Source organism: Dyella flava, from assembly GCF_016904955.1.
Classification (GTDB): domain Bacteria; phylum Pseudomonadota; class Gammaproteobacteria; order Xanthomonadales; family Rhodanobacteraceae; genus Dyella_B; species Dyella_B flava.
On sequence record NZ_JADIKE010000038.1, the window covers coordinates 397,318 to 419,976 of the forward strand.

The 22,659-nt window shown below is 61.5% G+C and carries 17 protein-coding genes; 8 read left to right on the forward strand and 9 right to left on the reverse strand.

Features of this window, described 5'->3' with window-relative positions:
- Window positions 1-7: 7 nt before the first annotated feature.
- Window positions 8-3,190, reverse strand: coding sequence for an efflux RND transporter permease subunit (locus ISP19_RS17630; protein ID WP_204683705.1), 3,183 nt, complete (start codon window positions 3,188-3,190; stop codon window positions 8-10).
- Between the two features lie 217 nt (window positions 3,191-3,407).
- Window positions 3,408-3,962: a mismatch-specific DNA-glycosylase gene (locus tag ISP19_RS17635; protein WP_204683706.1), complete on the reverse strand. Its 555-nt coding sequence runs from the start codon at window positions 3,960-3,962 to the stop codon at window positions 3,408-3,410.
- Window positions 3,963-4,130: 168 nt separating this feature from the next.
- On the opposite strand from ISP19_RS17635, the gene rng reads away from it, so the two are divergent.
- The 4 genes from rng (at window position 4,131) to ISP19_RS17655 (ending at window position 11,654) form a co-directional block, all read left to right on the forward strand.
- The gene (gene rng / locus ISP19_RS17640; RefSeq protein ID WP_204683707.1) at window positions 4,131-5,636 is read left to right on the forward strand and encodes a ribonuclease G; all 1,506 of its coding nucleotides are present in this window, start codon (window positions 4,131-4,133) and stop codon (window positions 5,634-5,636) included.
- Window positions 5,637-5,654: 18 nt separating this feature from the next.
- A complete protein-coding gene (locus ISP19_RS17645) occupies window positions 5,655-9,545 on the forward strand; it encodes a YhdP family protein (RefSeq protein WP_204683708.1) in 3,891 nt (1,296 codons plus the stop codon).
- Window positions 9,546-9,630: 85 nt separating this feature from the next.
- On the forward strand, window positions 9,631-11,070 hold the full coding sequence (tldD, locus tag ISP19_RS17650) for a metalloprotease TldD (RefSeq protein WP_204683709.1): 1,440 nt from the start codon (window positions 9,631-9,633) through the stop codon (window positions 11,068-11,070).
- A 59-nt stretch (window positions 11,071-11,129) separates the two neighbouring features.
- On the forward strand, window positions 11,130-11,654 hold the full coding sequence (locus ISP19_RS17655; RefSeq protein WP_204683710.1) for a Rossmann-fold NAD(P)-binding domain-containing protein: 525 nt from the start codon (window positions 11,130-11,132) through the stop codon (window positions 11,652-11,654).
- A 1,444-nt stretch (window positions 11,655-13,098) separates the two neighbouring features.
- Here the strand turns inward: ISP19_RS17655 and yjgA are convergent.
- Window positions 13,099-13,629, reverse strand: coding sequence for a ribosome biogenesis factor YjgA (gene yjgA / locus ISP19_RS17660; RefSeq protein ID WP_204683711.1), 531 nt, complete (start codon window positions 13,627-13,629; stop codon window positions 13,099-13,101).
- 12 nt (window positions 13,630-13,641) lie between these two features.
- The gene (locus tag ISP19_RS17665) at window positions 13,642-13,881 is read right to left on the reverse strand and encodes a DUF1653 domain-containing protein (protein ID WP_204683712.1); all 240 of its coding nucleotides are present in this window, start codon (window positions 13,879-13,881) and stop codon (window positions 13,642-13,644) included.
- Window positions 13,882-13,989: 108 nt separating this feature from the next.
- Between ISP19_RS17665 and pmbA the strand changes: the two genes are divergently transcribed.
- From pmbA to ISP19_RS17680, 3 genes are all read left to right on the forward strand, one after another.
- Window positions 13,990-15,360 (forward strand): metalloprotease PmbA, encoded by a 1,371-nt coding sequence (pmbA, locus tag ISP19_RS17670; RefSeq protein WP_284385214.1) that lies wholly within the window; start codon window positions 13,990-13,992, stop codon window positions 15,358-15,360.
- A gap of 88 nt (window positions 15,361-15,448) precedes the next feature.
- Window positions 15,449-15,874, forward strand: coding sequence for a DUF4870 domain-containing protein (locus ISP19_RS17675; RefSeq protein WP_239556893.1), 426 nt, complete (start codon window positions 15,449-15,451; stop codon window positions 15,872-15,874).
- A 72-nt stretch (window positions 15,875-15,946) separates the two neighbouring features.
- Complete coding sequence (locus tag ISP19_RS17680; protein WP_239556894.1) at window positions 15,947-16,318, forward strand: DUF4870 domain-containing protein; 372 nt, start codon at window positions 15,947-15,949, stop codon at window positions 16,316-16,318.
- A 74-nt stretch (window positions 16,319-16,392) separates the two neighbouring features.
- On the opposite strand, the gene ISP19_RS17685 is transcribed toward ISP19_RS17680, so the two are convergent.
- Entirely contained in the window at window positions 16,393-17,277 is an 885-nt protein-coding gene (locus ISP19_RS17685; protein WP_338082391.1) for a polyprenyl synthetase family protein, read from the reverse strand.
- Complete coding sequence (locus ISP19_RS17690; protein WP_204683715.1) at window positions 17,261-17,518, reverse strand: exodeoxyribonuclease VII small subunit; 258 nt, start codon at window positions 17,516-17,518, stop codon at window positions 17,261-17,263. The genes ISP19_RS17685 and ISP19_RS17690 overlap by 17 nt, the downstream gene beginning before the upstream one ends.
- A gap of 198 nt (window positions 17,519-17,716) precedes the next feature.
- Here ISP19_RS17690 and ISP19_RS17695 point away from each other — a divergent pair, with 198 nt between their 5' ends.
- Window positions 17,717-19,006, forward strand: coding sequence for an MFS transporter (locus ISP19_RS17695; protein ID WP_204683716.1), 1,290 nt, complete (start codon window positions 17,717-17,719; stop codon window positions 19,004-19,006).
- On the opposite strand, the gene tilS is transcribed toward ISP19_RS17695, so the two are convergent.
- From tilS to ISP19_RS17710, 3 genes are read right to left on the reverse strand one after another with little or no spacing between them, the layout of a single operon-like run.
- Window positions 18,948-20,261 (reverse strand): tRNA lysidine(34) synthetase TilS, encoded by a 1,314-nt coding sequence (tilS, locus tag ISP19_RS17700; RefSeq protein ID WP_284385213.1) that lies wholly within the window; start codon window positions 20,259-20,261, stop codon window positions 18,948-18,950. The two genes, ISP19_RS17695 and tilS, sit on opposite strands and share 59 nt — an antisense overlap.
- A complete protein-coding gene (locus tag ISP19_RS17705; protein WP_204683717.1) occupies window positions 20,254-21,012 on the reverse strand; it encodes an NYN domain-containing protein in 759 nt (252 codons plus the stop codon). Before ISP19_RS17705 ends, tilS begins: the two co-directional genes overlap by 8 nt.
- A 45-nt stretch (window positions 21,013-21,057) precedes the next feature.
- Window positions 21,058-22,602: an adenosine deaminase family protein gene (locus ISP19_RS17710; protein WP_204683718.1), complete on the reverse strand. Its 1,545-nt coding sequence runs from the start codon at window positions 22,600-22,602 to the stop codon at window positions 21,058-21,060.
- Window positions 22,603-22,659 lie beyond the last annotated feature (57 nt).

Consider the following 22,659-nt stretch of genomic DNA (forward strand, 5'->3'; position numbering starts at 1 on the left):
CGTGATCTCACGCTGTTGCTGCATCGCCGTTCACATTATGGCTGCGATGCATCAAACTGAAGAAGGTTGGGACAAAGAACAAAGTGGCTGCCGTTGCCAGCAACAGACCTCCGATCACCGCACGGCCCAACGGCGCGTTTTGCTCGCCACCTTCGCCGAGGCCGAGCGCCATGGGCACCATGCCGATGATCATCGCGAAAGCCGTCATCAATACCGGACGGAAGCGCTGGAAACCCGCTTCGACAGCCGCCTTGACCGGATCGTCATGCAGGGCAAGCCGTTCACGCGCAAAACTGATCACCAGAATCGAGTTGGCCGTCGCCACGCCCATGCACATGATCGCGCCCATCAAGGCGGGGACCGACAAAGGCGTGCCGGTGAGGAACAGCATCCACACCAGGCCGGCCAATGCCGCCGGCAAGGCCGCGATGATGATCAGCGGATCGAGCCAGCTCTGGAAGTTCACCACGATCAGCAAATACACCAGCACGATCGCGAACAGCAGTCCGCCGATCAAGCCCTTGTAGGACGACTGCATGGTTTGCACCTGGCCGCGGATATCGATGTTGACGTCACGCGGCAAATGCTTGGAATGCGCATCCACGATCTTTTGTACATCGCGCGCCACGCTGCCCAGATCGGTGTTGTCGACCGAACCGTACAGATCCATGGTGGGACGAGTGCTGTAATGGGTCACGACGGCCGGCCCATCGCTGCGCGAGAAGCTGGCCAGGTTTTCCAGGATCTGGCTTGCCGCGCCGCCGGAGCTGCTGCTGCTGGCGGGAGCGCTGCCGGTGCTGGTGATCGGCAGATTCTTCAACTCCTGCAGCGTATCGATGCGGTACTGCGGCGTCTGCGTGGCAATGAAGTAGCTGATGCCGGTTCTCGGATCGACCCAGAAGGTGGGATTGACCTGGGTCGAACCGGCCAGCGCGGTAAGCAGGTTGCTGGCAACGTCATTGGTCGTTAGTCCGACCAGGCTGGCGCGCGTACGATCCACGTCCACATTGATCTGCGGCAGGTTGAGCGCCTGCTGGATGCGCAAGTCGACCAGTCCCGGTACCTTGATCAGATCGCGGTAAAGCTCCTTGGCGACCTTGGCCGAGGCATTGGCGTCGTGGCTGGACACCTGCACGTCGATGGGTGCCGGTGCGCCAAAGTTGAGGATCTGGCCCACCATGTCGGCGGGCAGGAACGAAAACACGACGCTGGGATACTTCTGTCGCAACTGTTCACGCAAGCTGCGCACGTAATTGATGGTGGGATGGTGATCCTCGTTGAGGGTCACGAAAATATCGCCGTCCGACGTGCCGATGACGCCGGTATTGCTGTACGACAAATTGATACCGCTGTAAGGCAAGCCCAGTGTGTCGACGATACTTGCGAGCTCACTCTTGGGAATGGTTTGTCGAATCACGCTTTCAATGCCATCGGCAAGGCGTGCGGTTTCTTCGATGCGCAGGCCGGTCTGCGCCCGGAAGTGCAACTTGATCTGGCCACCGTCCACGTAGGGGAAGAAGTCGCGTCCGAGCCACGGAACCAGCAGGCTGATCGACAAGGCGCAACTGGCGAAGAACAGGATCGCAAACAGGCCGCGATGGCGCTCGGTCGTTTCAAGTGCGCCGCGATAGCCTTCGCGAATGCGTTCAAAACGGCGTTCGAAGCCGCGCTGGAAATGACCGAGCGGGCCGTTGGGCTGGGCATCGTGCTCGTGTTTCTTCAACCAGAACAGCGATAGCGTCGGCACCAGCGTTCGGGACAGCACGTAGGAGGCCATCATCGCAAACACCACGGCTTCGGCCAGCGGCGCGAACAGGTATTTCGCGACGCCGCCCAGGAAGAAGATCGGCACGAACACGATACAGATCGACAGCGTCGATACGAAGGCGGGCACCGCAATCTGGTGGGCGCCCTCCATGATCGCGTCGTAGACCTCCTTGCCTTCTTCCAGGTGCGAGTTGATGTTCTCGATCGTCACCGTGGCATCGTCGACGAGAATACCCACGGCCAGCGCCAGGCCGCCGAGCGTCATGATGTTGATCGTTTCGCCCAGCGATGACAGGGCGATGATCGAGGCGAGAATGGACAGTGGAATCGAGATCGCGATGATCAGGGTCGAACGCCACGAACCCAAAAACAGCAGGATCATCAGACCGGTCAGGCCGGCCGCGATCACACCTTCGCGGATCACCCCGGAAATCGCCGCGCGCACGAACAGCGACTGATCGGAGAGCGCGTTGATGTGCAGGTTCTCCGGAATTGCCGCGCGAATTGCCGGCAGCATGCTTTTCAGGGTGTCCACGATATCCAGGGTGGACGCGTCGCCGATCTTGAGGATCGACATCAGCACCGCGCGTTGGCCATTCACGCGCACGATATTGGTTTGCGGCGGCGAGCCATCGTGCACATGGGCGACGTCGCGAATATAGGTGGTGATGCCGTTGACGGTCTTGATCGGCGCGTTGTTGAGTTCGTTGATCTGCAGTGGACTACCGTTCAACACCACGCTGTATTCGGTATCGCCGATTTTCTCCGTGCCCGCCGGCAGGATCAGGTTCTGATTGCTGATCGCCGTCACCACGTCGCTGGGCGAAAGACCGTGCGCCAGCAAAGCCTGGGGATTGATATCGACCTGCACCTGGCGCTGCTTGCCGCCGTAGGGATAAGGCGTGGCGGCGCCGCGCACGGACGTCACAAAGGTGCGCACGATCTGGTTTGCGTCATCGAAGATCGTGGTTTCCGATAACTCATGCGACGACAGAGCGAACTGCAGTACCGGCACGGTCGATGCGTTGTAGACCAGGATCAGCGGCGGTGTAGTGCCTTGCGGCATCGATTTCAGCACAGTCTGCGAAATGGCCGTGACCTGTGCCACCGCCATATCGATTTTCACGTTCGGCTGGAAGAACACCTTCACCAGGCCAACACCGTTGAGCGACTGCGTTTCGGTGTGCTCGACATCGTTGACGGTGGTGGTGAGCGAACGCTCGAAGCCGGTCACGATGCGGTTGTTCATGTCCTCGGCAGGCAGGCCGGTGTACTGCCACACCACCGAGACCACCGGAATATCGATGTTTGGGAAGATATCGATCGGCGTGCGAAGAATCGCCAGCGGACCAAGGATCAATAGCAGCAGCGCCAGAACGATAAAGGTGAGCGGCCGCTCAAGCGCGATTTTGACGATCCACATAACCGATGTTTTCCATCAGCCTGACGGATGGCGTGGCCATCGTTACAGGCTGACATAGGGGTTGCCGGGAAAATAGAAGCCTAGACAATTTTCGTGATGGCAACCATATGCCAGAGGGAATGCGTTTTTTCGTAGGTAATTGCGGATTTTTGCGGCCCAGTGATGGCACTCATAAGCAAATACATTTGCTGTCGCCGTTGAGACGGAGTGAGCCTCATTACTTGATGCTTGATACGTTATTGTGATGAAAGCGGGCCGGTCTTGTTGTTTCTGACACGCATTCGGCGAGCTTCATCCAAGGTGCCATGTCCCAGTGGCCGCGTGCCTGCCCGGAAGGCGAGGGCAGCACAAAGAATTGGGTGCGCCCAACGGTCTGCGATTGCAGCCCATAAGCCGCCGCCACACCCAGCGCCGCGCGCGCTGCATTCTTGCTGGTGAAGGCCACCACCCCCGGCGCATAGCGTTTGATTTTGGCGATCAAGCCCGGCACATCGAAGGCGTCCTTGGGTAGTTCGTCGTCATTACCGGCGTGGCGTTTGGCCAGATCGGTGAGGCCGATGCCGAACTCGGGCAGCAGGGGAAATTCCGCTGGGGCCAATAGCCGCGGGGTCAGTCCGGATTGGAACAGGGCACGCCAGAACAGGTTGCCTGGGTGGGCGTAGTACGCCCCTTCCGCGGCGGAACGCTTGCCGGCGGCTGTTCCACAGAACACCAGTTTCAGGCCGGGCCGCAGTACGTCCGGCAGGATCGGGCTGGCGGGGGTTCTCGGCATGGTCCAGGCAACGGGGGCAACGGGAGTGGCCGTCACTTTACCGAACGCGGGAGTACAGCAGGAGCTGTGCGTTGCGCATCGACAGCTCTCGCGTGCAGCCGCTATAAAGAACGACATTGGGACACCCGGCGCGTTGGCTGGGGTGTCCCCGAAACTTCGGGGAAGTCGGTGAGCGAAGAAATTCTGATCAATATGACCCCACGCGAGACTCGGGTCGGCGTGGTGGAAAACGGCATGCTGCAGGAACTGCATGTCGAGCGGACCTCCCGGCGGGGCTACGTGGGGAATGTCTACAAGGGACGGGTGCAACGGGTGATGCCCGGCATGCAGGCCGTGTTCGTGGATATCGGCCTGGAGCGCGCGGCGTTCCTGCATGCCTCGGATATCGTCCGGCCACCGCTGCCGGAGGCGGCCGAGGTGCCTTCCGCAGGTGGCGGCAATGGCAACGGACACATGCCATCGATCAGCGAGCTGGTGCACGAGGGCCAGGAGATCGTGGTGCAGGTGGTCAAGGATCCGATCGGCACCAAGGGCGCCAGGCTTTCCACCCATCTGTCGATTCCCTCGCGCTACCTGGTGCTATTGCCGCACGCACGCACTTTGGGCATTTCGACCCGGATCGAGGACGAGCCGGAGCGCCAGCGTCTGAAAGATGTGCTCACCCCATTGATCTGCGAGGACGTGCCCGGTAGCCCCAGGCTCGGTTACATCGTGCGTACCAACGCCGAAGGGCAATCGGCCGAATCGCTGGCGTTCGATGTCACCTACCTCGGCAAGGTGTGGCGCGTGGTGCAGGAGAACATTGCCAAGGCCAAGGTTGGCGAGCGCGTCTACGAGGAACTTTCGCTGCCGTTGCGCGCACTACGTGATCTGCTCAACGACGATATCGAGAAAGTGCGGGTGGATTCGCGCGAGACCTTCGAGAAAGTGGCCAAGTTCGTGCACAAGTTCATGCCGAGCCTGGACGATCGCGTAGAACATTACGCCGGCGAACGGCCCATCTTCGATTTGTATGGCGTGGAAGACGAAATCCAGCGCGCGTTGCGCAAGGAAGTGCCGCTGAAATCCGGTGGCTACCTGATCGTCGACCAGACCGAGGCGATGACCACCATCGATGTCAACACCGGTGGCTATCTCGGTACACGCAATCTGGAGGAAACCGTTTACCGAACCAATCTGGAGGCGGCGCAGGCGGCGGCCCGGCAGCTCCGTTTACGTAATCTTGGCGGCATCATCATCATCGACTTTATCGACATGACCGACGAGGAGCACAAACGCCAAGTCATACGCATGCTCGAAAAGGGTCTCGCCCGCGATCATGCCAAGACCACGGTGTACCCCATGTCGCAGCTCGGCCTGGTGGAAATGACCCGCAAGCGCACCACCGAAAGCCTGGAGCGACAGCTGTGCGAGCCGTGCCCGGCCTGCATGGGGCGCGGTACGGTGAAAACATCCGAGACGGTCACCTACGAAATCTTCCGCGAGATCACGCGTGCGGTGCGCCAATTCAATGCGCAGAAACTGCTTGTGATGGCCAGCCCGAAGGTGGTCGGCCGCATCCTCGAGGAAGAGTCCACGGCGGTGGCCGAGTTGGAAGAATTCATCTCCAAAAGCATACGCTTCCAGGCCGAGGAGCATTACTCGCAGGAACAGTTCGATGTTGTACTGCTTTAAAACGACGATGGGCGCTTGGTGAGCGTCCGACGGCGACATTGGGCGCACCGCATTGCGCGCGGCCTCGGTTGGGCGCTTGGCGTGCTGGTCATTACGCTTGCGCTGAGTGCCGCGCTGGCGCAGGTGCTGTTGCCGTTGCTGGCCAAACATCCGCAGTGGGTGGCGGCGGAACTTAGCAGTAGATTCCAGCGCCAGGTCACCTTTACCGCGCTGGAGGGGCGTTGGGAGCCATCCGGTCCGCGGTTCGTCATGAAGGACTTTACGGCGGCAGCGGAAGGTTCCGGCAGTCCGCTGCGTATACCCGAAGTCGACCTGAAGCTGGATTTCGGCGGTTGGCTGTTTCCGTCCAGGCATCTGCTCAATCTTGAAGCGCGTGGCCTGGAACTGGATCTGAGCCGTGATGTGGATGGCAGCTGGCACATCAACGGCTTTGGCGTGGCAGGTGCTTCCCAGCGGCAGAATATTTCGTTTGGCCATCTTTCTGTCGAGCTGTGGCTGGACGATCTGCGCGTCGATATCACTGATGCGCTCCAGAAGCAGCAGTACACCTTGCTGGCCGATCAACTGCGCATTACTCATCAGGGCAACCACATTCACGTCGGAGCACGTTTGCACCGGCTGGGTGCCAGCGGCGAATTGCAGGCAGCCGGGCGATTCCGCGATGACGGCGCCACCGGCCAGTTCTGGTTTGCCACGCAACAGGCCGATCTGCACGGCATGCTCGCGGGTGTCGATTTGGGCGGCTATACCGTCAATAGCGGTAGCGGAGATGTCGCGGCGTGGCTGGGTTGGCAGGGCGGCAAGATCGTGCGTGATCTGCTCCAGTTCGATCTGAAAGATCTGGCCATCACCAATCCCGCAGGCGTGAAAGTAAGCGTGCCGGCGTGGAGCGGCCTTGGCGAACTGGCGCGCAATGACAGGGGTTATACCGTTCGTTGGGCGGGCGATGATGGCGGCGCATTGAGGGCTGAGCTGGACGGCTTTGGCACCCCGCAGGCACGTCTGGCGGTCGTCGCCAACGATCTGCAATTGGCGCCGCTGGTGCCGTGGCTGGGCTTGAAGCCGGGACTGTCACCCGGCGTTGCGCAATGGCTCGCCGCAGGACAGCCGCATGGCCAGGTGCAGCACGCCGTGGTGCATTGGAGCGCCGCCGCCGGCTTGCAATCGCTGGATGCGACGTTCGACAACCTGGGCATCACCTCAGTCGGCAAACTGCCGGGCATTGGTCAGTTGCACGGCGAAGTGCTTGGCGATGCCGAGGCGGTTTCGCTGGAGCTGCCGGCTCAGGCAACGTCGATCAGCCTTCCGCATACGTTTCGTCAGCCGTTCGTGCTGAGCAATCTCGCCGGCGACTTCGCTTTCTGGCATGACCAGGATGCCACTCATATCGGTATCGCCAACCTGGATTTTGCAGGTCAGCAATACGGCGGCAACGCGCAGGGCGAAATCCAGCTGCCCAATGATGGCGGGCGTCCGTTCCTGGACGTCTATGTGGCCCTGGGGCCAACCGATCTCTCGGCGGCCAAATTGTTCTGGCCGGTCGACTCGATGCCGCCATCGGCCGTGGAGTGGCTCGATCAGGCTTTTGTCACCGGCAAAATGGATAGTGCCGCGGTGCTGATCCGTGGCAGCCTTGCCGACTGGCCGTTCCATCACAACGAAGGACGCTTCGAGGCGCGCGCCGAGATCAGCGATCTCACCCTCAGCTATGGCAAGAGCTGGCCGGTGGCCGAGCACATCCAGGCCGTCGCCAACTTCATCGACGCCGGCATGCTGGTGCAGGCCAGCAGCGGCGATTCGCTGGGCGTGAAAGTAAACAATGCCGTGGCGGTGATTCCCGAGCTCGCGCATACCGTACTCGACCTCAATGTCAGCGGCGGCGGCAATGCGGCGGATCTGCTCAACTTTGTGAGCAAGAGCCCGATCGCGAGCAAGCAGGCGGATGTCCTGGCCAAGTTGCAGCTGGGCGGCACCGGCAGTTTTGATTTTCATCTGTCGCTGCCCACGCACGACATGGCGCATACCTTCCTGCTCGACGGCAATGCGCAACTGAAAGACGTCGACCTGAGTGCGCCGCAGTGGAATCTGCAACTGAGCAAACTCAACGGTCCGGCCACGTTCGATGGACATGGTTTTCATGCCGGTCCACTGAACGGTGGATTCCGTGGCGAACCGTCTCAGCTTGATATGTCCATCGCGCAAGCGACCGGCGATCCCAACACCGTGTTCGCCGCCACGATGACCGGCAGCTACAGCGTGCCCGAGTTGCTGCAGGGGTATCCGGACTTGAAATGGCTGGGTGATATTGGCAGCGGACGCAGCCAGTTCACCATCGGCTATCAGATTGCGCACGCCAGCGACGGTGGTCCCGACGAGCAGACCCTCAGCATCGATTCGCCCATGTCAGGCATTGGCCTGAATTTCCCGGTGCCGCTGAACAAGCCTGCCGACAGCACCATGCCGTTGCACCTGTCGATCAACGTGCCGACGGCCGGCAGCATCATGCAAGTGGCATTGGGTTCGATCATGCGCGGGCGTCTGCGCTTGCCGGAAGACGGCCAGTCACCGCTTGCCGCCACCTTCGCGTTCGGCGATCAGATGCCCGACAGTCTGCCGGTTCGAGGCATGCGCATTCGCGGCGACGCTCCCGAGCTGGATGTGACCGGCTGGGTCAAGCAATCCATCGGCGGCAGCACGGCCAATAATGGTTTGACCCTGGAGACCATCGACGTCAGCACCAGGCATGCGGAAATGTTCGGTCGCGATTTCGACCAGATGCATATCTCCGCCGCACCGAAGGCCGACACGCTTGAACTCGACGTTGACAGCAAATCGGCCGCAGGTCATTTCAGCGTACCGACCAAAGACCTGAACAAGCGCGGCATTACCGCACGCCTGCAACGCATGTATTGGCCGAAGGAGCCCACCGTGCCCCTGAAGCCCGGCGCCGCGCCGGTGTCGGTGCCTGTGCCGGTGACCGATCCGGCCAATACCGGCATCGATCCTTCCAACATGCCGCCCCTGCATATCTGGGTGCACGATCTGCGCCTTGATCAAGCCAACCTCGGCGAAGCGCGCCTGGAAACGTGGCCCGAACCGAACGGCATGCATATCGACCAACTATCCACACAGTCCAAGAGTGTGCAGATCAATGGCCGCGGCGACTGGAACGGCACGCCCACCAAGAGCAACACGCGCCTGCGTGTAGACTTCAGCGCGGACAACATCGGTGACATGCTCAAGGCCTTCGGCTACGAGGGACTGTTCGAAGGCGGCAAGACGCGCGCCGATCTCAATGCGAGCTGGCCGGGTGGTCCGTGGTCGTTCGAGCTCGACAACATGGATGGCAACCTGAATGTGAATGTCACCAATGGCCGCATTCCGAAAGCGTCGCCAGGCGTGACCGGGCGTCTGTTTGGTCTGGCTTCCATCGCCGAACTCCCGCGTCGCATGTCGCTGGATTTCGGCGATGTGTTCGGCAAGGGTTTCGGCTTTGATTCGATCACCGGCGATTTCAAGTTGAAGGATGGCAACGCGGTCACCCGCAACCTGAAAATCGAGGGACCGGCGGCGGAGATCACCATTACCGGGCGTACCGGTCTGCGTGCCAGGGATTACGACCAGCAAGTGGTCGTGCTGCCGCACGTCGGCAGCAGCTTGCCGGTGGTGGGGGCGGTTGTTGGCGGTCCCATTGGCGCAGCGGCTGGCTTCGCCATACAGGGGGTGCTGGGCCGGGGCTTGAGCCATGTCGCCACGCAGCGTTATCACATTGGCGGCACCTGGGATAAACCGGTGGTTACCTCGGGTGGTGGCGACAATGCCGCGGCACCCGCATCGGCCAGTTCCACCGCGGCGCCGGCGCGTGCCACCTCGGTTGCGCCGGCCGCCAGTTCATCGGCGGCGCATTAAGGCGGCGCTTGTCGCACGGCTCTTTAAGCCCCAGGATTCGCCCTCACTTTTATCAGTTCAATCGCACTATCACGGTAGCCAACACATGAATTCCCTGATCGCACAGGCCGAGAGTCGCCTGCTTAGCCCCGGTGGCCTGGCCACCGGCGACCTCGATCGCGTGTTCACGCAGCTCATGGGGCCCGCCATTGATGCCGCCGACCTGTATTTCCAGCATTCGCGCAGCGAGGCCTGGGTGCTGGAAGAGGGCATCGTCAAGGACGGCAGCCACTCCATCGAGCAAGGCGTGGGTGTGCGGGCGATCAGCGGCGAGAAAACGGGTTTTGCCTATTCCGACGAGATCGTGCTGCCGCAGTTGCTGGAAGCCTCCAAGGCGGCCCGCGCCATCGCGCACGGCGGCAACGGTGCCGGCAAGCCGCTGGCGCTGCATGGCGCCAAGTCGCTTTATCCGGCGATTGATCCGGTCGACAGCCTGCCCAATCCCGACAAGATCGCCGTGTTGCGCGAGGTGGATGCGTATGCGCGCGCACGCGATCCGCGCGTGAAGCAGGTGATTGTCAGCTTGAACGCCACGCTCGATACCGTGCTGATAGCCGCTTCCGACGGCACGCTAGCCGCCGACGTGCGCCCGCTGGTGCGCTTGAGCGTACAGGTGATCGTCGAGCAGAGCGGTCGCCGCGAGCAGGGCTATGCCGGCGGCGGTGGGCGCTACGGTTATCGCGAGCTGCTGGAAAACGGTCGTGCGATGGCCTTCGCTGATGAGGCCGTGCGTCAGGCCCTGGTGAATCTGGATGCGGTGGATGCACCGGCCGGCACGATGACCGTGGTGCTTGGCCCAGGCTGGCCCGGCGTGTTGTTGCACGAAGCCATCGGTCACGGGCTGGAAGGCGATTTCAATCGCAAGGGCAGTTCGGCGTTTGCCGGCCGCATCGGCCAGCGCGTGGCCGCACCGGGCGTCACCGTGGTGGACGATGGCACGCTGCCGGGACGCCGCGGTTCGCTCAGCATCGACGACGAAGGCACGCCGACTGAATGCACGACCCTGATCGAAGACGGCATTCTCAAGGGCTACATGCAGGACAAGCTCAATGCGCGCCTGATGGGCATGGCACCCACCGGCAACGGTCGTCGCGAATCCTTCGCGCAATTGCCGATGCCGCGCATGACCAACACCTATATGCTGGCCGGCCAGCACGATCCGCAGGACATCATCCGCTCGGTGAAGAAGGGGCTGTATGCCGTGAACTTCGGTGGCGGCCAGGTCGACATCACCAACGGCAAGTTCGTGTTCTCCGCCAGCGAGGCCTATCTGATCGAAGACGGCAAGGTCACCGCGCCGGTGAAAGGCGCGACGCTGATCGGCAGCGGCCCGGATGTGCTCACGCGGGTGTCGATGATCGGCAACGATCTCGCGCTTGATGAAGGCATCGGCGTGTGCGGCAAGGATGGGCAGAGCGTGCCGGTGGGTGTGGGTCAACCGACGCTGCGCGTGGAAAGCATGACGGTGGGCGGCACCGCATCCTGAGTTGATACTGGGAACGCCGCATGAGGTGGCGACACGCGATGATTATTGGAGGCACCGGCATGCTTGCTGGTGCCTCGCGTTTTATAGCGGCACGCGCCGGTGCCGTTTCGCTGTTCGCGCACACCGAAGCCTCGTTATTGTCGCTGCGACAAGGTTTGCCGGATGCGCTTGAGGTCGCGACGACCGCGGTCGACTACCGATCGCAGCAGGCCTTCAGTGCAGCCATTCGCAGTAGCGTAAAGAAGTTCGGTGTGCCGGAGATGGTGCTTGCGTGGGTGCACACGGAAGCGCCGGCGCTGGCGCTTGCTGCGCAACTGGCGGCGTACGGTCAACCCGTGCAGTTTTTCCATGTACTGGGCAGTGCGAGTGCAAGCCCAAGCGCATCATTGGTGCAACAACGCCGTTATTACGATGCATTGCCCGAGCTTGCTTACCATCAGATCGTGCTTGGCTTTGTCGCCGATGAGCAGGGTTCGCGTTGGCTGCATAACGATGAAATCGTCAACGGTGTGATCGACGCTGTGCGGGAGAACGCCGCCTGCCACGTGGTCGGAACAGTCGAGCCCTGGCATGCGAGGCCTTGAGTTGATGGGGTGAGGCTGCACTCACGCAACGTGTGCAAGGATGCCTTTTCCGGTAGCGATCGTCATCGCACTTCAACCATTCCAAAAAAGCGGCACGTTGTTGTCACTCAACGTGCCGAAAATGGCGCACTGTCCTGACTCAGCGAACCAACATGGCCGCCCTCATACGTACACGCGTTAATCCACCCTACGCTGGGGTGTGCGTGTCGACGCGGTGATGCAGGAAGTGAGGGGCGGCGTGCAGGCCGTTGCGTTCGCCAGTGCGATGGGATGTGAAGGCGTTGTCCACCCGGCCTTTGCCTTCAGCCACAAGCACCGCTAGCGCAATGTCAGCCTGCCTGGATGTGGGGATTTGCCGCATTTCCCGACCCGAACTCCGCGGTGGGAGCGTGCCGTCGAGGTTTAAGGTGGGGCCAGATTCGGAATCGTTGCAATCCGAGGGGCGCGGCGGTGCCGTATGATGTTGGGAGATCATGAGCAACTCTCTTTCAGTTGTTTGTGATTTAGCGGGTCGTGGGAGCGTCCACTCTCACGATCCGCGCCTCCAAGCATGGCTGCCTGGGTCACCAGCGTTGGCTGTTTCGCTAACTGCGTTGATGACCCCAATAGAGTAATGAAGTGGCGCGTTCGCTGTATGTAGGGGTTGGATGATGTTTGTTGTGCGAGAGGCGCCATTTGTTGTCATCAACAGACAATCACTGCTCGCTGGAAAACGGGCGTCTTCGAAAGTTGTCTAGATGTCTTCCATTGGCGCCGTGTCGTCCGTTCCGACCGCGATGGCCTGCTTCAATAGCCGGAAGATTTTTCGCGCGATGAGTAGATTGGGTAGGTTGGGTTAGCGCGGCGTAACCCAACGGATCTTCTAACCCAACCTCAACTCAACAAGTGCTTGAGCTTGGTGTTGAGTCGCATCGCTGTGCATTTCGTCAACTGAAACATTGCCTGCGGCGCTTTCGGCCTAAAGGCCGAGTCACTTTTCTTTGCTGGCCCAAAGAAAAGTAACCCAAAGAAATGGCCTGAAAGGCTCGTGCGCGGGAGGGATAAAAGCCTGAGCGATGGCGGCGATGGAATAGTTAATCGCCAATGGTTATGCGCTCCCGCTATACCGCGAGCATCGAGGCGCTGAGGGCTTAAAGCTCGCGCGGCGATAAGTCGAGCTTTCCCGTCTTTGTTTTATCGCCTCACCGCTTCGACGCCTCGCGGTATAGCGGCACTGTGTAAGCGTGGCCTGTTAACCAACAGGGCATGGCGTAATCGTTCAGGCTTGTAACCTGCACCGTGCCACGAGTTCTTGAGGCCATTTCTTTGGGTTACTTTTCTTTGGGCCAGCAAAGAAAAGTGACTCGGGCCCTTTAGGGACCGAAAGCGCCGCAGGCAATGGTGGCATTCACGAAACGCACAGCCATGCCAAAAACAGATCGGACGCTACGCTAACCCAACTAGCTCATGCACCGTCAGCGTCGGCGCTAAGCTGCTTCAGCAACTGGAATATTTCGCGATAAGCCCGCGGCGCCTTGTTGCCATCGCGTTCGGCGCGTGCCTGGCGAATCAGCGCGCGCACATGCTGGCGATCGATATCCGGGTGCTGATCGATCAACTCCTGCAAGGCATCGTCGCTATCGAGCAGCTTGTCGCGCAGCGCTTCCAGCCGATGCATCGCCGCGGTCTCTTTGCGCTGCTGGTCGCGGTTTTCGCCAAGCAGTGCCTTGGCCGTCTCGAAAGCTTCGTCATCGTGACGGCGCATCACCTTGGCCAGGAAGCCAAGCTGGCGCTTGCGCGCGATGTGCGAGGTGATGCGGCGCAGGTTGTCGATTTCGCGCAGTACGTCTTCCGGCAGATCGGCGCGCGCGAGTTTGCTTTGCGGCAATTCCGATAGCTGGGTGGCGAACGTCAGTACCGCCAGCGCATCGCGGCGCTGTTGTGTGCGGGTGGGGCCGTAGTCGTGATCGGGGTCGTCGGTGTAAGTGCGGTTCACGGGATTATCCGGTCAGAGTCTGGGTCTGGTTTCGCCGGGCTGGGCTTCGACCAGGGCGAAGCGCGGGATCGGTTCGCCATCCAGTTCCACGGTTTCGGCAAACATGGTGGCTGGGCGTACCCAGAGGCCGAAGTCGCCGTAAAGCGCCTGGTAGACGACCAGTTCTTCCATCGTTTCGCTGTGATAGGCGGTGCCCAGCACGCGATAGCTCTGACCTTTGTAGTGACGATAGATGCCGGTGGCTATGGACATGGCCGCTCCTGTGGCAACCTTTACGAATGAGCATTGGCAATGGGTCTGGGCGGCCCCATGTCGGGTTATTGTACCCGTTTGTCACCGTCAGTCCTTCAGGAAAACCACGTGAGCGAAGTTGCGATCAGCCAGGACGCCAGCCGGCGCGAACTCGACCGATTGGCCGAACTGGCCGAGGACGTTATCCGCCGTGCTCGCGCAGCGGGCGCCAGCCAGGCCGAGGTGTCGGCCAGCATCGATACCGGCCTCAGTGTGAATGTGCGCCTGGGTGAGGTGGAGACGGTCGAACATACGCGCGATCGTGGTTTTGGGCTGACCGTGTACTTTGGCCAGCGCAAGGGTTCGGCCAGCACGGCCGATCTGAATGCCGATTCGATCCAGGCCACCCTGGACCAGGCCTGCGCCATTGCGCGTTATACCGAGGAAGACCCGGCCGCCGGCCTGGCCGATGCCGCGCGCATGGCCACGCAGTTTCCGGAGCTTGACCTGTGGCATCCCTGGGCCATCGATACCAGCGAAGCGATTGCACTCGGACAGCAGATTGAAGCGGCGGGCCGTGCGCATGCCGGCATCACCAATTCGGACGGCGCCGGTGTGCAGATGGGCGAGAGCGTTTCCGTCTACGCCAATTCGCATGGCTTTGTCGGGCGCGAACGCGGGACACGGCATTCCTTGTCGTTGTCGCTGATTGCGGGCGACGAAGCCGGCATGCAGCGTGATTACTGGTACGACAGCGTGCGTAGCGCGAATGACTTCATGAGCGCCCGGGAGCTTGGTGACAAGGCGGCGGAGCGCACCCTGGCGCGTGTCGGCGCGCGGCGCCTGTCGACCCGGCAAAGTCCGGTGCTGTTTGCGCCGGAGATCGCGCGCGGACTGATCGGACATATGGTCGGCGCGGTGAGCGGTGGCGCACTTTACCGTCGCGCCAGTTTCCTGGTCGACCATGCGGGCAAGCAGATCATGCCGAGCTGGCTCTCGATCATGGAGCTCCCGCATCTGCTGCGCGGGCAAGGCTCTGGCGCGTTCGACGCCGAAGGTGTGGCAACCCGCGATAGGGTCCTGGTCGAAAACGGCGTGCTGGCGCGTTATGTCCTTGGCAGCTATTCCGCCCGCAAGCTGGGACTGGAATCGACCGGCAATGCCGGCGGCATTCATAACCTGGTGGTCGCTCCCGGTCATGCCGATGGCGGTGTTCCGCTTGATTTCCAGGGCATGCTGCAGCGGCTGGGCACCGGTCTGCTGGTGACCGAAGTGATGGGGCAGGGCGTGAATGCCATTACCGGTGATTACTCGCGCGGCGCCTCGGGCTTTTGGGTGGAAAACGGCGAAATCGTCTATCCGGTGGAAGAGATCACCATCGCGGCGAATCTGCGCGAGATGTTCGCGGGCATCCAGGCGGTAGGTAGCGATGTGGACAAGCGCTCGCATCTGCTTACCGGCTCGATCCTGCTGGGCAGCATGACGATCGCGGGCGAGTAACCGGCTTCACAACAGACTTCTGAACGCCCTGCTAGGATGCGTCCATGCGGCACAAGAGAGTGCTTGCGTGACTTGAAAGGAGGTGCGTATGAGCATTCCGCCCGAGTCTGTTGTACCGCCACCAAGCGATACCAGTGATGTTCCGGCGCAGGAACGCACGTGGGCGATGGTGGCTCATCTTTCGGCCCTGCTGGGTGCTCTGGTGAGTTCGTCGCACGGTGGCGGCTTTGCCTGTTTCGTCGGTCCGTTGATCGTCTGGTTGATCAAGAAAGACAGCATGCCTTTCGTCAACGATCAGGCGAAGGAAGCGCTGAACTTCAATCTCAGCGTCGCCATCACCACGCTCGCACTGGTGTTTTTGTCAGCCATTACGTTCGGTATCGGTTTGATCATCGCCATTCCCATGTGGGTGGTGATTGGCGTTGGCTGGCTGGTGTCGACCATCGTGGCGGCGGTCAAGGCCAATGACGGCGTGCGTTACCGCTATCCGTTCACGTTGAGGTTGATCAAGTAACGGCACTTGACACGCTCGCCGCGGACTGCGGAGAGTGGAAAGGCAAGGTTTAGTCACCAAGGAGGTAGCTTTATGAGCACACCGTCCGACCAGGTCACACCCTCGTCCGAACCTGTTGCATCGAGTAATGACCGCAACCTGGCGATGCTTACGCATCTTTCGGGTTTTGTGCTTTACATCATCGTGCCGCTGATTGTGTGGCTGATGCACAGGGATCGCCCTGACAAGACCTATCTCGCCGGCGAAGCCAAGGAAGCCCTGAACTTCCAGATCACCATGCTGCTGGCATGGGTGGTGTGCTGGGTGCTGCAGATCATTCTTATCGGCTTCCTGCTGATGGGAGTGCTGTGGCTGGTCAACCTGATCTTCTGCATCATCGCTGCGGTGAAAGTCAGTTCGGATGGACATTACCGCTACCCATTCGCGCTGCGACTGGTAAACTGAGCTGTAATTGTTGTGCCCACTGCCAATGAAAAAGCCCGCGGCGACGCGGGCTTTTTTTATGTGCGCGGGAGAGGCTAACGAATGCGGTGCGCGACGTAACGCGCGAGCTCTTCCAGCCATACGCCGGCTTCGCCGAACGGCGCAATGGCGTCGAGTGCCATGTCTGTCAGCTCGGCAAGACGTGTATGCGAGGCCTGCAAGCCGATGATCGACGGAAACGTGGGTTTGCCCGCAGCAGCATCTTTCCCGACGGTTTTGCCGATCACGCTGGATTCGCCTTCCACATCGAGAATGTCATCGCGGATCTGGAAGGCGAGCCCTGCGGCACTGGCATAACGATCCAGTGCTTCCTGTGCACGTGCGTCAGCATGCGCGGTCAATGCGCCCAGGCGAACCGCAGCGCGGATCAGTGCCCCCGTCTTGCAGGCATGCATGTGTTCGAGTTCGGCGAGGCTGAGCACACGTCCGGTCGCGGTCAGATCAAGCGCCTGGCCACCCGCCATGCCTTCCGCGCCGCAGGCGTGGCCGAGCACGCTGAGCATCTGCATGCCGCGCAACGTGTTGCCGCGGGCGAGTATCTCGAAGGCAAGCGCTTGCAGGGCGTCGCCGGCCAGAATCGCCATCGCCTCGCCGAACACGATGTGACAGGTCGGACGGCCGCGGCGCAGCGCGTCGTCGTCCATGGCGGGCAGGTCGTCATGCACCAGCGAGTAGGCGTGGATCAGTTCCACCGCGCAGGCCGGTGCATCCAGTTCGGGGCCGTCGTAGCCCAGGGCGTGACCGGCGGCGTAAGTGAGCAGCGGGCGCAGCCGCTTGCCGCTGCCCAGTGCCGCATAGCGCATCGCGCGGTGCAGTTCGATCGGCGGCAGATCTTCCGGGGGCAGTACGTCGGCGAGCGCTCGCTCGGCGCGAGCGATCAGGGTTCGCAGGGCTGGGCTAAGCTCAGGCTTCTGGTTCAAATGGCTCGGCGGCGTCAGGAGCATCGGGGTCGAGCAGCAGGCGTACGCGGAGTTCCGCTTGGTCGAGGGCCTGCTGACAATGGCGATACAGGCCGATGCCGCGTTCAAAAGCGCTCAGTGATTCGTCGAGGCTCATGTCGCCGCCTTCCATGCGCGCGACCAGTTGCTCGAGTTCGTCGAGCGAATGCTCGAAATCGGCGACGGGTGCGGTTTCAGCGGGAGCGGAAGAGGACTTGGCCATGGGCGGCAACGCTAGCGCAGCGCAGGGTCGGAATCAATCGCTGCACGGGGCCAGCCGGCTGTCGCAAGACATTGTGTCAGGTATGTTTCTGCGGCCCGATGCCTGGCAGGCACTTGAAATCGATATATCGAAATTATATCTTGCGATCATTCCCCAATACTGTGCGGACCTCGCTAGCTGTTCGCCAACGGAGTCTTTGTGAGCAGTGTTTCGTCGTTGCATGCCGCTGAGCCGGGCGGCACGGGTTTTTCCGGCTATCAGAAATTCGTCGTGGGCGTCCTGGCGTTCCTGCAGTTCACCATCGTGCTGGATTTCATGCTGCTGGCGCCGCTCGGTGCGATCGTCATTCCAGCCTTGAAGATCACGCCTGAGCAATTTGGCGAGGTCGTGTCGGCCTACGCGTTCAGTGCCGGTGTGTCAGGCATTCTGGCGGCGGGGTTTGCCGACCGTTTCGACCGCAAGAAACTTTTGCTGTTCTTTTATACCGGTTTCATGGCCGGCACCTTGTGCTGCGCCCTGGCGCACAGCTATACCGCGCTGCTGCTGGCGCGCATGGTAACCGGGCTTTTTGCGGGCGTGGTGGGTGCGGCATCGATGGCCATCGTCACCGATCTGTTTCCGCTGTCGATGCGTGGCCGCGTGATGGGTTTCATTCAATCGGCGTTCGCGGCCAGTACCGTGCTGGGTCTGCCATTGAGCCTGGCGTTGTCCAGCCGTTGGGGCTGGAATGCGCCGTTTTTCCTGATCGTGGCGGTGTGTGCGGTGGTCGGATCGACGATCCTGGGGCGGCTGCGCCCGGTCAATGCGCATCTGACGCTGCACCCGGATAGAAGCCCACTGCATCATTTGCTGCAAACCCTCACCACGCGTTCCTACCTGGTGGGGTTTGTCACCACGGCACTGCTGACCATGGGTGGCTTCCTGTTGATGCCGTACTCCACGTTGTTCGTGGTGCATAACGTCGGCATTTCGATCGATCAGCTCTCGGTGGTGTACCTGATCACCGGGTCGGTGTCAGCGATCATGGGGCCGGTGATCGGCCGCGCCAGCGACACATTCGGCAAGTTCCGCGTGTTCGCCTTCGGCTGCGCGGCAACGATCGTGATGGTGCTGATCTATACGCGCCTGTCCAACGTGTCGTTGTGGACCTTGATCACGATAAGCGCGCTGCTGCAGATCGGCATTTTCTCGCGCATGATTTCTTCGTCAGCGCTGATGTCGGCCTTGCCCAAGCCGGCGGATCGCGGCGCGTATATGTCGATCAGTTCGTCGTTGCAGCAGATGTCGGGCGGGCTGGCCGCGATGGCGGGGGGCATGGTGGTGAAGCAGCTCGATGACGGCCGGCTGCTGCATTTCGATGTACTGGGCGACGTGCTGGTGTGCACGACCTTGATGTCTTTCGTGTTGATGTATTTCGTCAACCGCCGCGTCACCGGGGCGGCCGCGAAGGGACCCATCGTGGACGCGCGCCAGCCTGACGGAACATAAGCTCGGCGCGTTCGCTCAGCCAGCGGTCGGCGACGGCAATCAGCTCTTCGCCTTGGTAGAGCAGCGGGCAGGTGTCGCGCTGCCATGGCGGAATGGCGCCGGTCTGGAATAGTGAACGCAGGTCGCGGGTATGCCGGTCGGCAAAAGGTTTGATCCGCTCGCCACCCTGGCGGCGGCGCAGGCTGAGCGCGACCGGCAGCCGCGCATCAGGTTCCAGCGTGAGCGAGCCGCCACCGGGCAGCGCCAGTGGCTCGCCTTGCCAGCGCAGTTCGCCGGGCCACTCGGCCGGGTTACGCGGCGCCATCGCCCATAACCGGTTTTTCCACACATGCAGCTCGGCGCCGGGCCACTGGATACAAGGCAGCTGGCCTTCTTGCGCAGTGCATTGGCGCTCGATCTGCTGGCGTTGCGCGGTGGTCGGCGCAGGCAGGCCCTGCGTGTGCAGCCAATGCGCCAGTAACGGATCGCGCAAGGCGGCCGGCAGGGCCAGCCAGCCCGGCGCGTCGAGGCTGTTGGTGACTTTGTCGTGCAAGCTGCGGAGCGCAGTCAGCCATTCTTGCTGCAAGGCGTCGGCGGCTGCTCGGCACAGTGCGGCGCTATGCGTGATGGACACGGGGGCTTGTGGCCAATGCGATGTCAGTAGCGGTATGACGTCATGGCGCAGATGGTTGCGCGCCAGCCGCTTGTCGTCGTTCGAAGGATCGTGGATGAACGGTAATGCATGCGCATCGACGTAATCGCGCAGCAGCTGTCGCGGCAAGCTCAGCAATGGCCGCCAGAGCATGCCGTTACCCAGTGCACGCTCTTCGCGCATACCGCCCAGACCTTCCGGGCCGGCACCGCGTAGCAGCTTCAGCAGCACCGTTTCGACCTGGTCATCCTGATGATGGCCAAAAACCAGGCGTTCGCCAGCTTGCAGGTACCCGGCGAAGATCGCATAGCGAGCGTGTCTTGCGGCAGCTTCCAGGCCGATGCCGCCATCAAGCGCTACCTTGGCGACATGTACATCGCAGTGAAGTCCAAGCGTTGCGCTGAAGGCACGGCAATGAGCTGCCCAGCGGGCACTCTCCGCATGCAGCCCATGATCGACATGCATGGCGCGCAAGCCGCGCGCGCGCGCTTCGGGCAGGCTGGCAAGTGCGTGCAACAAAGCGGTGGAATCGGAACCGCCACTGTAGGCGACGCAGAGCAGTCCATCGGGGTGCGCACGCAGTGCGCGCCTCAAGGTATCGAGCAGAGTTGCGCTGCTATTCACGCGCCACCGGCTTCTTCTTGTTGCGTACGTAGATCGCCTTGGGGCGGCCGTCGCCGGGACTGCGGCGATCCACCTCGAACAGTTTGATCGCGTCGATCAATTCACTCAGCTTGCCGTAGCCGTAGCTGCGCGAGTCGAAATTGGGGCGCTGCTTGGTAATGATGGAACCCACGCCGCCCAAACCTGCCCAGCTGTCGTCGTCGTCATCGGAAGCAGCATCGATGGCATTGCGCAGCAAGTTGATCAGCCCGCTGTCCTGTTTCAGCTGTGCAGTGGTGCGAGGTTTCAGCGGCTGTTCTTCATCAGGCTTGGCGCTGAGGATTTCGGTATAGATGAACTTGTCGCAGGCCGCGACGAAAGGTTCCGGTGTTTTGCGTTCGCCGAAGCCGTAGACGATCAGGCCCGATTCGCGAATGCGTGCTGCCAAGCGGGTGAAATCGCTGTCGCTGGAGACAATGCAGAATCCATCGAAACGCCCGGAATACAGCAGATCCATCGCGTCGATGATCATGGCCGAATCCGTGGCGTTCTTGCCGCTGGTGTAGCCGAATTGCTGGATGGGCTGGATCGATTGCTTGAGCAGCTGATCTTTCCAGCCTTTGAGGTGATTACTGGTCCAGTCGCCGTAAGCGCGCTTGACGTGCGCGGTGCCGTATTTGGCGACTTCGGCCAGCAGGCCTTCGGCGATCGTCGGCTGTGCGTTGTCGGCATCGATGAGCACGGCGAGCTTGGTGGTTTGACCGTTGGCCATGGATGCGCGCTCCGGTGAGGTTGGCCGGATGGTATCGCTAATCCATCAAGCTTGGTGAGCTTCCTCAAAGGTCTGGAAACGGTGCTCCAGCTCCCATTGCGCTGCCGCTTTGGCGCTGCCGTCGAGGAAGCGCTGGCAAGCGGTGGCGGGGTGACTGGCGCCAGGCGTCTGGCCACGGCATGCGCTGGACGTCCACAGGCTTTCACCAGGCAGGAAGCTGTACGTGAGGCTGTTGCGCGCCATCTGTTTCAGGATGGGATAGTCGAGTCCGAAATCTTCAGCGGCGCGGACGTATTCGTGTGTGAGGTCGATGCGCGAGACACCTTCGTCGTCGGTGGACAGGGCCACGGGCACCCCGTGCTTGAGGTAGGTTGGCAAGGGGTGATCTGCGCCGTGCACGCCCAGGATTACGTCGTTGCTGGTCAGGTTGATTTCCACCATCACATGACGTGCGGCCATCTCATCCAGCAGTGCCTCGGGCCGATCTTCGTACATCACGTCCACGCCATGGCCGATGCGTTCGGCATGGCCGATTTCCACGGCCTGACGGATGTGGAAACGCAGGCCATCCGGAGGCACCAGGCCGGGCGCCAGTTCGCCGGCATGCAGACTGATATGCACCTTTGGGTAAAGACGATGCAGGTAGTCGAGCATGTGCATCTGCAAGGTGTAGTCGCGCATCGACAGATAGCCGTCTTCGGGCATCACGAAGTTGATGCCGACCCAGCGCGGATCGGCCGAGGCGAGTTCGAAGCCGAGCAGGGTCTGCGCGAACACGCGCTCCGGCGCCGCACCACGCAATACCTGGTACAGGAAGTGGATCTGCACGCTGCATCCATCCGCGGCCTTGGCCTTGCCGCACTGTTGCTGGCGACTGCGTTCGGTCAAGGCTTGGGTGAGCAGTTGCTCATCGACAGCCATTTCGTCTTTCAAGCCGTGCGCAAGCAACTGGCGGCGCAAGGTATCGAAGTTGTCTTGCCAGCCTAGTGTGCGTGCGAGTTGCGCCGCGTGCGCAAAGGGCGGCGTGACCATCAGCTCCAGATACTGTTCGTTCTGCGTGGCAGCGCGTGTACTGACTTCGTTGAGCCAGTCGCCCATGTGTTGTTGCGGACTGACGGCCTCGAAGCGGCCGAAGCTGTCGAAGAACTGGTCGTGGCCAGAGCGGCCGGCCGAAGGCACGAAGCTGCGCATGGAGAAAGCGTCCACCAGCGTGTCGTAGAAGTGCTGGTCGCTGAGTGCATCCGCGGCGGGACGTCGGCCTTGGCCGCAGTTGGGTGCGGCAGCCGTTGGCTTGTCGAGCAGGCTGGAAGTGGCGATGTCCACGCATAAGCCATCGGCGGCGGCCTGGGCGATCCACGATTCGGCATAGACCGCACCACTCAGGTGGTTGTGCAGGTCAGCGCCCTTGGGCATGGCGGCGAGAAAGGCGTGCAGTGCGAGTGGGCCTTGCTGGCGCGCCGCTTCGAAGGCCTTGCTGGTACGCGCCTCGGCGTTGCCGGCTTGCATGGGTGCGGCTTGTGCTGAAACCTGGGCCGCAAAGACCATGGTCGCGACGGTAACGACGCGGCGCAAAAGGGAGCAAGCTTGCATAGGAGGAATCGCGTGCGTGGAAGGTCGCGCGATTCTTCAGCAAAAAGCGAAATGCTG

What these genes read in the sequence shown, in the direction of transcription:
- ISP19_RS17680 (WP_239556894.1), top strand. Translation starts at nt 15,947, where the DNA reads ATGAGCACACCGTCCGACCAGGTCACACCCTCGTCCGAACCTGTTGCA.
- ISP19_RS17710 (WP_204683718.1), bottom strand. Translation starts at nt 22,602, where the DNA reads ATGCAAGCTTGCTCCCTTTTGCGCCGCGTCGTTACCGTCGCGACCATG.
- ISP19_RS17635 (WP_204683706.1), bottom strand. Translation starts at nt 3,962, where the DNA reads ATGCCGAGAACCCCCGCCAGCCCGATCCTGCCGGACGTACTGCGGCCC.
- ISP19_RS17630 (WP_204683705.1), bottom strand. Translation starts at nt 3,190, where the DNA reads ATGTGGATCGTCAAAATCGCGCTTGAGCGGCCGCTCACCTTTATCGTT.
- ISP19_RS17655 (WP_204683710.1), top strand. Translation starts at nt 11,130, where the DNA reads ATGCTTGCTGGTGCCTCGCGTTTTATAGCGGCACGCGCCGGTGCCGTT.
- tldD (WP_204683709.1), top strand. Translation starts at nt 9,631, where the DNA reads ATGAATTCCCTGATCGCACAGGCCGAGAGTCGCCTGCTTAGCCCCGGT.
- ISP19_RS17665 (WP_204683712.1), bottom strand. Translation starts at nt 13,881, where the DNA reads ATGTCCATAGCCACCGGCATCTATCGTCACTACAAAGGTCAGAGCTAT.
- ISP19_RS17690 (WP_204683715.1), bottom strand. Translation starts at nt 17,518, where the DNA reads ATGGCCAAGTCCTCTTCCGCTCCCGCTGAAACCGCACCCGTCGCCGAT.
- ISP19_RS17705 (WP_204683717.1), bottom strand. Translation starts at nt 21,012, where the DNA reads ATGGCCAACGGTCAAACCACCAAGCTCGCCGTGCTCATCGATGCCGAC.
- ISP19_RS17675 (WP_239556893.1), top strand. Translation starts at nt 15,449, where the DNA reads ATGAGCATTCCGCCCGAGTCTGTTGTACCGCCACCAAGCGATACCAGT.